At 74.2% G+C, this 14232-nt stretch carries 11 protein-coding genes; 9 read left to right on the forward strand and 2 right to left on the reverse strand.

Annotation, left to right across the window (positions count from 1 at the left end):
- Nucleotides 1–40 precede the first annotated feature (40 nt).
- The 3 genes from I601_RS09875 (at nucleotide 41) to I601_RS09885 (ending at nucleotide 4503) form a co-directional block, all read left to right on the forward strand.
- A complete protein-coding gene (locus I601_RS09875; RefSeq protein WP_068108877.1) occupies nucleotides 41–973 on the forward strand; it encodes a universal stress protein in 933 nt (310 codons plus the stop codon).
- 61 nt (nucleotides 974–1034) lie between these two features.
- Nucleotides 1035–2459, forward strand: coding sequence for a magnesium chelatase ATPase subunit I (locus tag I601_RS21460; protein WP_068108882.1), 1425 nt, complete (start codon nucleotides 1035–1037; stop codon nucleotides 2457–2459).
- Entirely contained in the window at nucleotides 2452–4503 is a 2052-nt protein-coding gene (locus I601_RS09885; RefSeq protein WP_068108885.1) for a vWA domain-containing protein, read from the forward strand. The genes I601_RS21460 and I601_RS09885 overlap by 8 nt, the downstream gene beginning before the upstream one ends.
- Before the next feature lies 1 nt (nucleotide 4504).
- Here the strand turns inward: I601_RS09885 and I601_RS09890 are convergent, their stop codons facing one another.
- The gene (locus I601_RS09890; protein ID WP_068108888.1) at nucleotides 4505–4885 is read right to left on the reverse strand and encodes a DUF2695 domain-containing protein; all 381 of its coding nucleotides are present in this window, start codon (nucleotides 4883–4885) and stop codon (nucleotides 4505–4507) included.
- Nucleotides 4886–5216: 331 nt separating this feature from the next.
- Between I601_RS09890 and I601_RS09895 the strand changes: the two genes are divergently transcribed.
- The 4 genes from I601_RS09895 to folP are packed head-to-tail and all read left to right on the forward strand — an operon-like array spanning nucleotide 5217 to nucleotide 11848.
- Complete coding sequence (locus tag I601_RS09895) at nucleotides 5217–9674, forward strand: DUF11 domain-containing protein (RefSeq protein ID WP_068108891.1); 4458 nt, start codon at nucleotides 5217–5219, stop codon at nucleotides 9672–9674.
- A 40-nt stretch (nucleotides 9675–9714) separates the two neighbouring features.
- The gene (locus I601_RS09900; RefSeq protein ID WP_068108894.1) at nucleotides 9715–10029 is read left to right on the forward strand and encodes an MmcQ/YjbR family DNA-binding protein; all 315 of its coding nucleotides are present in this window, start codon (nucleotides 9715–9717) and stop codon (nucleotides 10027–10029) included.
- On the forward strand, nucleotides 10022–10942 hold the full coding sequence (locus I601_RS09905) for an SDR family oxidoreductase (protein ID WP_068108898.1): 921 nt from the start codon (nucleotides 10022–10024) through the stop codon (nucleotides 10940–10942). Before I601_RS09900 ends, I601_RS09905 begins: the two co-directional genes overlap by 8 nt.
- A 42-nt stretch (nucleotides 10943–10984) precedes the next feature.
- Nucleotides 10985–11848, forward strand: coding sequence for a dihydropteroate synthase (gene folP / locus I601_RS09910; RefSeq protein ID WP_218917784.1), 864 nt, complete (start codon nucleotides 10985–10987; stop codon nucleotides 11846–11848).
- Nucleotides 11849–11886: 38 nt separating this feature from the next.
- Here the strand turns inward: folP and I601_RS09915 are convergent, their stop codons facing one another.
- Entirely contained in the window at nucleotides 11887–12741 is an 855-nt protein-coding gene (locus I601_RS09915) for an ABC transporter substrate-binding protein (RefSeq protein WP_068108901.1), read from the reverse strand.
- A 59-nt stretch (nucleotides 12742–12800) separates the two neighbouring features.
- On the opposite strand from I601_RS09915, the gene I601_RS09920 reads away from it, so the two are divergent.
- The gene (locus I601_RS09920) at nucleotides 12801–13580 is read left to right on the forward strand and encodes a sulfite exporter TauE/SafE family protein (RefSeq protein WP_068108903.1); all 780 of its coding nucleotides are present in this window, start codon (nucleotides 12801–12803) and stop codon (nucleotides 13578–13580) included.
- Nucleotides 13581–13593: 13 nt separating this feature from the next.
- Complete coding sequence (locus tag I601_RS09925) at nucleotides 13594–14229, forward strand: YigZ family protein (protein WP_068114694.1); 636 nt, start codon at nucleotides 13594–13596, stop codon at nucleotides 14227–14229.
- The last annotated feature ends 3 nt before the right edge of the window (nucleotides 14230–14232 follow it).

A 14232-nucleotide genomic window follows, 5' to 3' on the forward strand; every position in this document is an offset into this window, starting at 1 on the left:
GTCCCTTCGACCCGGCGGCGCCAGCGGGGAGGGTGGGCCCATGACGACCTCAGACGACGCCACCCCGACCAGCACCGCCACCGGACCGGCCCTGGCCACCGAGGTGTCGTCCCACGGCGCCGTCGTGGTCGCCGTGGACGGCAGCGAGCACGGCGAGCGGGCGCTCGCGTGGGGGGCCCGCCAGGCGGCGCTGCACCACCGGACCCTCGCCGTGGTGCACGTCTGGGAACCGGTGCCGAGCATGTGGCTCGACATCAGCGGCATCGACCACGCCATCCTGTACGCCGAGCTGGCCCAGCAGGGTCGGGACTTCGCGCTCGCCGCCCGGGACAGGGCGCTGGAGCTCCACCCCGACCTCGAGGTCGAGGCCGTGGTCGGCCGTGGCGACGTGCGCGGCGAGCTGATGCGGATCGCGAAGGAGGCCTCCGTGCTGGTGCTGGGCTCGCGTGGCCACGGCCCGGTGCGCTCCCTGCTGCTGGGATCGGTCAGCGCGGCCGTGGCCCGGCACGCGCCCTGCCCCGTGGTGGTCGTACGTCCCGGCGGCACCGGCGGCGGCGGCATCCTGGTGGGCATCGACGGCACCGAGCGCTCGATGGGCGCCGTGGCGGCGGCGTACGACCAGGCGGCGGCGACGGGGGAGAAGCTCACCGTCCTGCACTGCTTCTGGGACGCCCGGGTCGCCTACGCGGGCGTGATGGAGGTCGAGGACGAGAACGACGTCGCCGACGTGCGCAGCCTCGTCTCCGAGACCCTGGCCGGGCTCTCGGACAAGCACCCCGACGTGGAGGTGGAGGTCCGCCTGGTGCGCGGGCTCGCCGACCAGGTGCTGGTGGCCGAGTCCCAGGGCCGCGACCTGGTCGTGCTGGGCTACCACCGCCAGTCGGCGGTCGGCGAGGTGCTGTTCCCCTCGGTGGTGACCTCCGTGCTCGAGCACGTGCACGGTGCGGTGCTCGTGGTGCCCTCCCACGCGTGATCCGGCCGGGCGAGGTCCCGACCGGGGAGCGGGCCGTGGGCACGCGCAGTAGCGTGGCGCTGTGACCACCGCCGCGACCGCGACCACGTCCACCCCGCGACCGGGCCCCGCCACGCTCGGTGAGCTGCGGGCCTCCGGGCACGAGCACCGGACGCTGCGCGTCGAGCTGCGTGACAACCTGCTCGCCGCGCTGCGCGAGGGGCGGGACCCCTGGCCGGGCCTGCACGGCTTCGAGGACACCGTGGTCCCCCAGCTCGAGCGGGCGCTGATCGCGGGTCACGACGTCGTCCTGCTCGGTGAGCGCGGCCAGGGCAAGACCCGGCTGCTGCGCACCATGGTCGGGCTCCTCGACGAGTGGACGCCGGTCATCGCCGGCTCCGAGCTCGGCGAGCACCCCTACGACCCGATCACCGTGGGCTCCCAGCGCCGCGCGCTCGAGCTCGGCGACGACCTGCCGGTCGAGTGGCGCCGGCGCGAGGAGCGGTACTCCGAGAAGCTGGCCACCCCCGACACCTCGGTGGCCGACCTGATCGGTGACGTGGACCCGATGAAGGTCGCCGAGGGGCGCTCGCTGGGCGACCCCGAGACGATCCACTTCGGCCTGATCCCGCGCAGCCACCGCGGGATCGTGGCGATCAACGAGCTGCCCGACCTCGCCGAGCGCATCCAGGTGTCGATGCTCAACGTGATGGAGGAGCGCGACATCCAGATCCGTGGCTACGTGCTGCGGCTGCCGCTCGACGTGCTCGTGGTCGCCAGCGCCAACCCCGAGGACTACACCAACCGCGGCCGGATCATCACCCCGCTCAAGGACCGCTTCGGCGCCGAGATCCGCACCCACTACCCGACCGAGCTCCACGACGAGGTCGCGGTGATCCGCCAGGAGGCCGCACTCCCGGCGGACCTGGTGCACGTGCCCGACCACCTGGTGGAGATCCTGGCGCGCTTCACCCGGCACCTGCGCGGCTCGACCGCGGTCGACCAGCGCTCGGGGGTCTCGGCGCGCTTCGCCATCGCCGGCGCGGAGACGATCGCCGCCGCCGCGATCCACCGCGCCACCTCGCAGGGCGAGGACGCCGCCGTCGCGCGGGTCGTCGACCTCGAGACCGCGGTCGACGTGCTCGGCGGCAAGATCGAGTTCGAGAGCGGCGAGGAGGGGCGCGAGGCCGAGATCCTGACGCACCTGCTGCGCACCGCCGTCGCCGAGACCGTGCGCGAGCACTTCCGCGGTCTCGACATGTCGCTGCTCGTCGACGCCCTCGAGGCCGGCCAGATGATCACGACCGGCGAGCAGGTCACCGCGCGTGACCTCCTGAGCGGGCTGCCCGTCCTCGGCGAGTCCGAGCTCTACGACGACATCTGCGACCGGCTCGAGGCCACCACCGACGGCGAGCGTGCCGGCGCGATCGAGCTCGCCCTCGAGGGACTCTTCCTGGCGCGCAAGGTCAGCAAGGACAGCTCGCGCGGAGAGACGGTGTATGGCTGACATCTGGTCCCAGCGACGGGCCTCGCGCTACGGCCGCTACCACGGCGGCCCGGACCCGCTCGCGCCTCCGGTCGACCTCACCGAGGCCCTCGACGAGATCGGCGAGGACGTGATGGCCGGCTACAGCCCCGAGCGGGCGGTGCGCGAGATGCTGCGACGCGGGGGGCGCGACCACGACGGTCTCGACGAGCTCGCCCGCCGGGTGGCGAAGAAGCGGCGCGAGCTGCTCGAGCGCCACGACCTCGACGGCACCCTGCAGGAGGTCCGCGAGCTGCTGGACACCGCGGTGCTCGAGGAGCGCAAGCAGCTGGCCCGCGACGTCGAGATGGACGACGGCGACCGGGCGCTGCGCGAGATGCAGATCGACAGCCTGCCGCCGAACGCCGCCGCCGCGGTCAGCGAGCTGGCGTCGTACGACTGGCGCAGCCGCGCGGCGCGCGAGGCCTACGACCAGATCAAGGACCTGCTCGGGCGCGAGCTGCTCGACCAGCGCTTCCAGGGCATGAAGGAGGCGCTGGAGAACGCCACCGACGAGGACCGGGCGGCAATCGACGCGATGCTCTCCGACCTCAACGAGCTGCTCGAGAAGCACGAGCGCGGCGAGGACACCCAGGAGGACTTCGAGGAGTTCATGGCCCAGCACGGCCAGCACTTCCCCGAGCAGCCGCAGGACCTGGAGGAGCTGCTCGACGCCATGGCGGCCCGGGCGGCCGCCGCGCAGCGGATGCTGAACTCGATGAGCGCCGAGCAGCGCCAGCAGCTGATGGAGCTCTCCGCCCAGGCCTTCGGCTCACCGGAGCTGATGGACTCCCTGGCGCGCCTCGACGCCAACCTGCAGAGCCTGCGCCCCGGCGAGGACTGGTCCGGGTCCGAGCAGATGGGCGGGTCGGAGGGCGTGGGGCTGGGCGACGGCACCGGCGTCTTCCAGGACCTCGCCGAGCTCGACGCGCTCTCCGAGCAGCTCTCCCAGTCCTACGGCGGGGCCCGGATGGACGACCTCGATCTCGACGCGCTCTCCCGCCAGCTCGGGGACGACGCCGCGGTCAGCGCGCGCACCCTGCAGGAGCTCGAGCGGGCGCTGCGCGACTCGGGCACCCTGCAGCGCAGCTCCGACGGGCGCCTGCGGCTGAGCCCCAAGGCGATGCGCCAGCTGGGACGCTCGCTGCTGCGCGACGTGGCGCAGCGGCTCTCGGGGCGCCAGGGCCAGCGCGACATGGACCGCGCCGGCGCGGCCGGCGAGCGCTCCGGGGCGACCCGGTCCTGGGCCTTCGGCGACACCGAGCCGTGGGACGTCACCCGCACCGTCACCAACGCCCTGACCCGCACCGTCGGCGAGGGCGGGTCGATGGCCGGCGGGGTGCGCCTGAGCATCGACGACGTCGAGGTCCAGGAGACCGAGGCCCGCACCCAGGCCGCGGTCGCGCTGCTCGTCGACACGTCGTTCTCGATGGCGATGGACGGGCGCTGGGTGCCGATGAAGCGCACCGCGCTGGCGCTGCACACCCTGATCCGCAGCCGCTTCCGCGGCGACGCGCTGCAGCTCATCGGGTTCGGCCGGCACGCCGAGGTGCGCGAGATCGAGGAGCTCACCGCCCTCGATGCCCGGTGGGAGAAGGGCACGAACCTCCACCACGCGCTGCTGCTGGCCAACCGGCACTTCCGCAAGCACCCGAACGCGCAGCCGGTGCTGCTGATCGTCACCGACGGCGAACCGACCTCGCACCTGGAGCCCGGCGGCGAGATCTACTTCTCCTACCCCCCGCACCCGCTCACCGTCGCCTACGCCGTGCGCGAGCTGGAGGCGTCGATGCGCCTGGGCGCCCAGACCACCTTCTTCCGCCTCGGCGAGGACCCGGGCCTGGCGCGGTTCGTCGAGCAGATGGCGCGCCGCGTGGACGGGCGCGTGGTGGCCCCCGAGCTCGACGACCTCGGCGCCGCGGTCGTCGGCTCCTACCTGGGGGACCGGACCGGTCGCGGCGGACGGGAGAGCGGCGGTTCGCTCGGGGACTGGTTCGGTGGGCGCGGCTTCTGGGTCGGCGACTGAGTCAGCCGGCGGTCCGCGAGCCGTGAGTGGAGCGCGGGCTCCGCTCCCAGTGCCGGCACGGCCGGCTGCTGGTCGGGCCGACCCCGGCACAGCCGGGCCAGTGCTCGGGCTCCTCGAGCTCGTCGGTGTGCACGTCGCGCACCAGCACCTCGCGCACCGGGCGCAGCCCGTCAGCCAGCACGCCGCAGTCGCAGCCGCCCAGCGCGAGCAGGCGGCGTACGAGCGAGTGGGCGCCGGGCGAGCGAAGCTCGCGGAAGCGCACCGCCCAGCGCAGGGAGTGGTCGCACCCCTCGTCGGCCACCATCCGCCGCAGGTAGCAGATCACGCACTCGTCGGGGTAGGGCTCCGGGGCATCGGTCCCGGTCGGCGGCAGCAGAGGCACGGGACCACTTCTAGCAGTCGGCGCCGACAGCCGGACCAGACCACGTCCGGCACGAGGTAACCGTCGCCACCCACGATTGCCTCACCGCGGCCTCGGTCGGGCAACGGCTCCGCCACAGCTGCGCCACGCCCGTCCTCGCCGCTGGCATTCGCCCGGCGCCGGTCCCGGGCCGCGCGAGGATCGACCCGCGCCCGCCGGGAGGGTCGTGGCGCACCGATCACGCGGTGCCCCGAGCGGGCGCCGGCAGCTGGAGGGCTGAGCGATGCCGACGACACCTCGCACACACCGACACCCACGGGCGCGGCGCTGGACCCCGACGCTGGTCAGCCCGGTGCTCGGCACGGCTGTGAGCCTGGTGCTCGGCGCCGCGGGCCTCGCGCTGCTGCCCGCCGGCCCTGCGGCGGCGACGTCGACGACGGTGCCGGCCTTCAGCTGCGTCGACAACGCGGTCTACAGCGTCGACGGGGACAAGCCGTGGGCGATCCGCAAGATCACCAGCACCACCGGGGCCTCGAGCAGCAACGGCGCCTTCAGCCTCGACGACAAGGACAGCCGGGCCAACGCCCTGGCCCTGCCCAAGGGCGGCGGCGACCACATCTGGGCCTTCGACCGCGACGACAACGAGGTGCTGCGCTACACCCGGACCGGCACCACCAAGCGGTTCGCCCTGACGAAGAACAGCAACGCTACGAGCGTCGTGGCCGGGGCGATCAACCCCGTCACCGGCATCTACTACTACGCCGCCAGCGGCGGCAGCTGGACCGTCTACGCCTTCGACACGACCACCGAGAAGGCGATCGGTCAGGTCGCCACGATCTCCGGCAGCGGTCTCGGTGGCAACGGCGACTTCGCCTTCGACAGCACCGGGACCCTGTGGGTCGTCAGCAACAGCGGTGGCACCGGCGCCGGCACCCTGGCCCGCGTCGACCAGGGCGTCCCCGCCACCTCCGGGGCGACGGCCCTCTCGCTCACCACCCTCACGGCCACGCCGGGCGACGCCGGGCAGTACCACTCCATGGCCTTCGACTCCTCCGGCAACCTGGTGATCGGCACCAGCCTCGGGTACGTCGCCCGGGTCAACCCCGCCTCCGGCGCCATGGTCGGCAGCGCGGCGCAGGTCAGCAAGGACTTCGTCGACCTCGCCTCCTGTGCCCTGCCCAGCACCGGCCAGGCGCGGGTGGACCTGCCCCAGGGCCGCTACGCCGGCACCGACCAGTTCCGGGTCGAGCTGAGCGGCGGCGGCCTGGGCGGCCCGGTCACCGGCACCACCGCCGGCACCGACAGCGGCCTGCAGGCCGAGACCGCCGAGGTCGCCGGCCCGGCCGTGCTCGTGCCCGGCCAGACCCACACGATCACGCAGAGCGGGGTCGGCTCCACCGCGCTGGGCGACTACACGACCACCTGGCGGTGCACCGACGCCGCGGGCACCCAGGTCGCGGCGGGCACCGGCAGCACCGGCACGTTCACCATGCCCGGCGCCGCCGGCGCCGCCCTCACCTGCACCTTCACCAACCTGCCGATCAAGCCGGCCGTGCGGCTCGACAAGACCGCCTCGTCGATCGCCGACCTCGACGGGAACGGACCGGACGCCGGGGACACGATCACCTTCGCCTTGAAGGTCACCAACACCGGCAGCGCCGCCCTGGACCCGGTCACCGTGCACGACCCGCTGCTCAGCGGCGCCACGCCCAACGTGGTCTGCCCCGGCGGCGCCCTGGCGCCCGCGGCGTCGCGCACCTGCTCCTCGCGCACCTACACGCTGACCCAGGCCGACGTGGACGCGGGCACGGTCGAGAACACCGCCACCGTCACCGGCCGCGCGGCCAACGGCCGCACCGTCACCCACAGCGCCAGCACGAGCACCCCGGTCGGCGCCGCCCCGGCGATCCACCTGACCAAGCGGGCCACGCTCGTGGACCTCGCCCCCGTCGGGGCCAACGCGGGCGACACGATCACCTACGAGTTCAGCGTCCGGAACACCGGCAACACCACGTTGTCCGCGATCACGCTCACCGACCCGCTGCTCGGCGGGCTCGTCACCTGCGCCGCGACGGCGTTGCCGCCCGCCGCCGCGACCACCTGCACCACGACGTCGTACGTCGTGAGGCAGGCGGACGTGAACGCCGGCACGGTCGACAACACCGCCACCGTCGCCGGCACCTCGCCGAAGGGCGCCACGGTCCAGGACCGCAGCTCCACGAGCACCCCGCTCGACGCCGAGCCGCGCGTGATGCTCGACAAGACCGCAGGGCCCGTCGTCGACCTCGACGCCAACGGCCCCGACGCCGGCGACACGATCACCTACTCCTTCGAGGTCACCAACACCGGTGGCGTGACGCTGGACCCGGTCACCGTCGCCGACCCGACGCTCGGCGCCGTCACCTGCCCGGCCGGGGCCCTGCTGCCGGGCCGCAGCGTGCGCTGCGCCGACCGCTCCTACGTCCTGACCCAGGCCGACGTGGACCGCGGCAGCGTGGCCAACCGAGCCACCGCCACCGGCACCGCGCCCGGTGGCACGAAGGTCGCCGACGACGACGACACCCGCACGTCGGTGGTCGGCACGCCCGGGCTCACCCTGGTCAAGAGTGGCGGACCCGTCGTGGACGCCGACGGCAACGGTCCGGACGCCGGCGACACGATCACCTACTCGTTCGAGGTGACCAACACCGGCACCGTGACGCTCGACCCGGTCACCGTGCACGACCCGCAGCTGGGCGGGCCGGCCCCCAGCGTCACCTGCCCCGGCGGTGCGCTGGCACCCGGCGCGACGCGCACCTGCACCGACGCGACGTACGTGCTCACGCAGGCCGACGTGGACCGCGGCAAGGTCGTGAACACGGCGGTCGCCACCGGCACGCCGCCGAGCGGCCCGAAGGTCACCGACGACGACACGGTCACCACCCCCGTCGTCGCCCGGCCGGCGATCCGGCTCGACAAGACCGCCTCCTCGATCGACGACCCGGACGGCAACGGACCCGACGCCGGTGACACGGTGACCTTCACGCTGGAGGTCACCAACACCGGTCCGGTCGCGCTCGACCCGGTCACCGTCCACGACCCGCTGTTCGGCGGCGCGGCCCCGAACGTCACCTGCCCCACCGGCCCGTTGGCCGCCGGCGCGTCGAGGACCTGCACCGTCCTGACCTACCCGATCACCCAGGCCGACGTCGACACCGGGCGCATCGACAACACCGCGACCGCGACCGGCACCGCCGGGGCGACGACGGTCACCGACGACGACTCGACGACCACACCGATCGTCCCGGTCGTCGCGCAGGACACCGACCTGGTGCTGACCAAGGAGGTCGACCGCGCCGCACCCCGGGCCGGGCAGGACGTCACCTACACCCTCACGGTCCGCAACAGCGGACCCGGCGACGCCGCCGACGTGGTCCTCACCGACGTGCTGCCCTCCGGAGTCACGTTCGGGTCCGCCACCTCGCCCTGCACCCAGAGCGCCGGCACCGTCACCTGCGCCTGGGAGTCGGTGGCCGCCGGTGCGAAGCGGGCCGTGAGCATCACGGCGACCGTGAAGGCGCTGCCCGCCGGCGGGGGCGACCACCAGCACCAGCTCGACGTGCAGAAGGTGGAGGCCCACCTCGACCTGGAGCCGGGTCAGCAGCGCACCCTCGCGGTGACCTGCCCGACCGGCTACCTGGCCACCGACGGCTCCGGCCGCATCGACCACGTGGACCAGGGGACCGGGACCGTGGCGTCCGTGGGCGTGCTGCGCAGCGCGGCCACCGGCCTCGGCACGTGGGAGGTCCAGGCGCTCAACGAGGCCACCGGCCGCGCCCAGGCCAAGGTCTTCGCGGTCTGCGTGCAGACCCCGACCGTGAGCGAGGCGGGGCACCGGCACCCGCTGGAGGTCGGCCCGGTGCTCACCGGCGCCGTCGACCTCTCCTCGGGCGCGGGATCCACCACCCTGCAGTGCGACCCGGGCTCGCGCCCGGTGCAGCCGGGCTGGTCGCTCGACGCCCGCGCGGCGACCGTGACGTCGTACCCGGTGGGGACCACCGGGTGGCGATTCGGCTTCGCGCCGGGCGCCGCGACGGCGGCCGACGTCTCGATCCGCTGCCTGGGCGAGCAGGTCGGGGCGGCCGGCGGTCACACCCACCCGCTCGCGCTGGGCGAGGTCGCGGAGACGGTCACCGTCCCACCGGGTGCGGTGCGCGAGGTGACCCTGTCCTGCAGCGGCGACGCCAAGGGCGTCGTGGCCGGCTGGGACCTCGACCCCGGTCTGGTGGGTCTGGGCAACGACCCGCGACCGGTCGTGCGGGTGTTCAGGCTCCACAACCCGACGACGACACCGCTCGAGGCAGACCTGTGGCTGCTCTGCCTGTCGACGCGCACCCGTGGCGGTGACACGCCCGCCCAGGTCACCAACCGGGCGAGCGTGCGCACCACCACCGCGGAGACGAGCACCTCGAACAACACCGCCGAGGCCACCTTCACCGTGGAGCCGGGCGCCCCCGGGGCGTCGCTGGCCAGTCCGACCGTCCTGGTCTCGGGCAGCAGGGTCGCCGCCCAGGTGGTCTGCTCCTCCGGTGCCGACGGCTGCCAGGGCACGGCGAGGCTCGTCGCCCTGCGCACCCAGGTGGTGGGCGGCACCCAGGTCCGCCGGGGCGCGACCCTGGCCACCAGCCGCTACGCCGTGAGCGCGGACAGTGCCGGCAGGGTCGTCCTGAAGGCCTCGAAGGTGGGCCGCAAGGCGCTGCGCTCGACGAAGCTGAGGAAGGCCCGTCTCCTGCTCGGGGGCGAGGCCCGCACGGTCCGGTTGCGTCGATGAGCGGGTTCCACGAGGGCGGCGACGCTGGCAGACTGCTGAGATGGATCTCGGGGAGCTCCACGAGCTGGCGACGTCGTTCGACGGTGTCACGCGCACGACCCGCGAGGGGCGTGCACGCTGGGAGCTGGGCGGCCGGCTGATCGCTCGCGAGGTCGATGCCACGCAGGTCGTGGTCCGGGTGCCGTTCGACCTGCGTGACCAGCTGGTGCTCCAGCACCCGGACGTCTTCTCGGTGCCGCGCCGGTTCGCCTCGCACATGCTGGTCGTCGCCGCGCTCGACAGCGACGACCCGGACACCCGCGGGGCGCTGGAGGAGGCCGTGGCCGGGGCGTGGGAGCTGCAGCGCCATGAGTGAGCTGGCGGGCCGGGTCGCGCTGGTCGCCGGCGCCACCCGGGGTGCCGGACGGGCGCTGGCGGTCGAGCTGGGCCGCGCGGGCGCCTTCGTCCACGTCACCGGGCGCAGCAGCCGTGCGCACGGTCCCTCGGACATGGACCGGCCCGAGACCATCGAGGAGACGCTCGGGCTGGTCGAGGCCGCGGGCGGCCGGGGCGTGGCGCTGCGCGTCGACCACCAGGAGCCCGACGAGGTCCGCGCCCTCGTGGAGCGGATCCGGGTCGAGCACGGACGGCTCGACATCCTGGTGAACGACATCTTCGGTGGCGACCGCTACGCCCAGTGGGACCGGCCGCTGTGGGCCCACGACCTCGAGGGCGGGCTCCGGATGCTGCGGATGGGCATCGAGACCCACATCGTCACGAGCGTGCTCGCGCTGCCGTTGATGCTCGAGACCGGCCCCGGCCTGCTGGTCGAGATGACCGACGGCACCCGGGAGGTCAACGCCCGGGTGCGGGCGGGCGTCGGCTTCTACTACGACTTCGTCAAGGCCGGCGTCGACCGGTTCGTCACCAACCTGGCCGTCGAGCTGGCCGAGCAGGGCGTGACCCCGGTCGGCGTCACCCCGGGCTGGCTGCGCTCCGAGCGGATGCTCGAGAACTTCGGCGTCACCGAGGCGACCTGGACCGAGGCCTGCGAGCAGGTCCCGGGCTTCGCCGTCTCCGAGTCACCGACGTACGTCGCCCGCGGCGTGGCCGCCCTGGCCGCCGACCCGGCGCACGCCCGGTTCGCCGGGCAGGTGCTCACGGCCCGGCAGCTGGCCGAGACCTACGACCTCACCGACACCGACGGCTCGCGCCCGGACTGCTGGGGCCTCATCGAGGCGCACGGGTGGGACGACCAGCCGCCCGAGGTCGTCGCGCGCTACCGCTGAGACCGCGCCGACGGCTCAGGAGCCGCGTGCTAGACACCTGGTGTGACCCTCCTGCTCGGCCGCCACGAGTTCGACGACCACCAGACGCTGATGATGGCCATCGTCAACCGCACCCCGGACTCGTTCTACGACAAGGGCGCCACCTGGGCCGAGGACAAGGCGTTCGAGCGGGTCGCGACCGTCGTCGCGCAGGGAGCCGAGATCGTCGACATCGGTGGCATCAAGGCAGCGCCGGGCGTCGAGATCGGGGCGGCCGAGGAGAAGAGCCGGGTCGTGGACTTCGTGGCCCGCGTCCGTGCGACCCACCCAGGCCTGGTCATCTCCGTGGACACCTGGCGCGCCGAGGTCGGCGACGCGGTGTGCCGGGCCGGCGCCGACATCCTCAACGATGCCTGGGGCGGGGCCGACCCCGAGCTCGTCGACGTCGCCGCCGCCCACGGCGCTGCGATGATCTGCACCCACACCGGCGGTGCCACCCCGCGCACCCGGCCCTACCGGGTCGAGTACGACGACGTGGTCGCCGCCGCCATCGCCGACACGATGGCCTACGCCGACCGGGCCGTCGCTGCCGGCGTCGACCCGCGCAGCGTGGTCATCGACCCCGCCCACGACTTCGGCAAGAACACCTTCCACTCCCTCGAGCTGACCCGGCGCCTGGGCGAGATGGTGGCCACCGGCCGCCCGGTGCTGGTCTCGCTGAGCAACAAGGACTTCGTCGGCGAGTCCCTCGACCTGCCCGTCGGGGAGCGTCTCACCGGCACCCTGGCCGCCACCGCGGTCTGCGCGCTCGCCGGGGCCCGCATCTACCGCGTGCACGAGGTCGTCGAGACCCGCCAGACCGTCGACATGGTCGACGTCATCGCCGGCCGGCTGCCGCCGATGCGCGCCATCCGCGGCCTGCAGTAGCCGTCGGCCGCCAGCGGCGAGGAGTCGGGGACCAGGGGTCAGGCGAGGGCGAGCCGCTCGAGGGCGCCGCGCAGGTCGGCGACCCCGTCGGCGACCCGCGGCCCCGGTCGGGCCCAGTGCGCGTTGGCGTCGACCGCGTGCACCGCCACGCCGGGCGGCAGCACGCCGGAGGCCACCAGCCGGTCGGCCTGCTCCTGGGCCGCGGCCCGGTCGTAGCCGCACGGCGCCACGACCACCAGGTCGGGCCGCGCGGCCCGGACGTCGTCCCAGGTGACCCGCACCGACTTCGCCCCGGCCGTGCCCAGCAGGCACTCGCCCCCGGCCGCCTCGACCATCTCGGGGATCCAGTGCCCCGGCGCGTACGGCGGGTCGGTCCACTCCAGCACCACCACCCGCGCGCGGGTGCCCCCCGGGGCCGGACCGGTGGTCACCGTCAGCGGCTCCAGCGGAGCCGCCAGGCGGGCCGCCTCGTCGGGTCGGCCCACGGCGGCGCCGATGCGCAGCACGCTCTCGCGGATCTCGGCGATCGTGTGCGGGTCGAAGGACAGCACCTCCGCCCGGCAGCCCAGGTGCGCCAGCGCCTCGTCGACGCTGCCGACGTCGATCGCGCAGACGGCGCACAGGTCCTGGGTCAGCACCAGGTCGGGGTCGAGGTCGGCGAGGGCGCCCGCGTCGAGGCGGTAGAGGTCCTCGCCCGCGGCGGCCGCGCGAGCGACGTAGGTGTCGATCTCGGCGGGGGAGAGGCCCTCGGGCATCGTCGTCGACGACACGACCTGCCGCGAGCGGGCCTCGGCGGGGTGGTCGCACTCGAAGGTCACCCCGACGACCTGGTCGCCGACACCGAGCCCGAAGAGGATCTCGGTGGTTGAGGGCAGCAGGGAGACGATGCGCATGGGCACACGGTAGGGGGTGGCCCGCGGCCCGGCCCGTGCGGAACACCTAGGGTCGGGGGGTGGAGGACCTGACCCTGACCGTGCTCCTGCTGCTCGGGTTCGCGGCGCTGGCGGCGGGCTTCGTGGACGCCGTCGTCGGGGGTGGCGGCCTGATCCAGCTGCCCGCACTGCTGATCGGCCTTCCCGGGGCCAGCCCGGTGCAGATCCTGGCCACCAACAAGCTCGGCTCGATCTGCGGCACCAGCGTCAGCTCGGTCACCTACTACCGCCGGGTCCGTCCCGATCCGCGTACCTTCTTGCCGCTGATGGCGCTGGCCTTCGTGGGGTCGGCGGCCGGGGCGGTGGTGGCCAGCCAGATCCCGCGCGGGGCCTTCGAGCCGATCGTCCTGGTCGCCCTGCTGCTGGTGGGCGCCTACGTGCTCTTCAAGCCCAGCCTGGGCCAGGTCACCGCCCTGCGCTTCGCAGGTCGGCGCCACACCGGGGCCACCATGGGCACCGGATTCGCCATCGGCTTCTACGACGGCGCGCTCGGTCCCGGCACCGGCTCCTTCTTCGTCTTCGCCCTCGTCGGGCTGCTCGGCTACGGCTTCCTCGAGGCGTCCGCGAAGTCCAAGATGGCCAACTGGGCCACCAACCTCGCCGCCCTCGTCGTCTTCGTCCCGCAGGGCGCGGTGCTGTGGGAGGTGGGCCTGCTGATGGGCCTGTGCAACCTCGTCGGCGGCTACGTCGGTGCGCGCACCGCGGTCGCGAAGGGTTCGCGCTTCGTGCGGGTCTTCTTCATCGCCGTGGTGGTCGCCTTCGTGGTCAAGATCGGCGGCGACGTGCTGGGTGTCTGGTGAGGGGGTGGGCCCGGTGAGCGGGGCGACGTCGTACCTCGTGCTGCGTCGCGACGCCGCGGCCGAGATCGAGGTCAAGCGGTCCCGGTTCCTGGCCACCCTGGTGCGCGTCGACAGCGAGGACGCCGCCCGCGCGGTCGTCGAGCGGCTGCGCAAGGAGCACTGGGACGCCCGCCACCACTGCTCGGCAATCATCGTCGGCCCGCCGCCGACGCCGGTCCAGCGCTCCTCCGACGACGGGGAGCCCGCCGGCACCGCCGGCGCCCCGATGCTCGAGGTGCTGCGCGGAGCGGGGCTCAGCGACACGGTCGCGGTCGTGACCCGCTGGTTCGGCGGCACCCTGCTCGGCGCCGGGGGCCTCGTGCGGGCGTACGGCGACGCGGTGCGCGCGGCGCTGGACGCAGCCGGCACCCGCGAGCGCCGGCTGCGCCTCGAGCTCGCGCTGGAGGTCGACCACGCCGACGCCGGCCGGGTCGAGGGCGAGCTGCGGGCGCGCGGCGTCGACGTCCTCGGCACCACGTGGGGCGCGGCGGTGCAGCTGGTGCTCGGGGTCGACCCGGCCGCCGAGGCCGCGACCCGCGCCCTGGTCGCCGAGGTCACCGGCGGCACGGCCGAGGCGAGCACGACGGGGCAGCGCTGGGTCGACGCCTAGGGT

It is taken from the genome of Nocardioides dokdonensis FR1436 (assembly GCF_001653335.1).
Classification (GTDB): Bacteria; Actinomycetota; Actinomycetes; order Propionibacteriales; family Nocardioidaceae; genus Nocardioides; species Nocardioides dokdonensis.

Excerpts from the sequence above, each read along its gene's own strand:
- I601_RS09875 (WP_068108877.1), top strand. The coding sequence starts at position 41 with ATGACGACCTCAGACGACGCCACCCCGACCAGCACCGCCACCGGACCG.
- I601_RS09885 (WP_068108885.1), top strand. The coding sequence starts at position 2,452 with ATGGCTGACATCTGGTCCCAGCGACGGGCCTCGCGCTACGGCCGCTAC.
- I601_RS09900 (WP_068108894.1), top strand. The coding sequence starts at position 9,715 with ATGGATCTCGGGGAGCTCCACGAGCTGGCGACGTCGTTCGACGGTGTC.
- I601_RS09905 (WP_068108898.1), top strand. The coding sequence starts at position 10,022 with ATGAGTGAGCTGGCGGGCCGGGTCGCGCTGGTCGCCGGCGCCACCCGG.
- I601_RS09915 (WP_068108901.1), bottom strand. The coding sequence starts at position 12,741 with ATGCGCATCGTCTCCCTGCTGCCCTCAACCACCGAGATCCTCTTCGGG.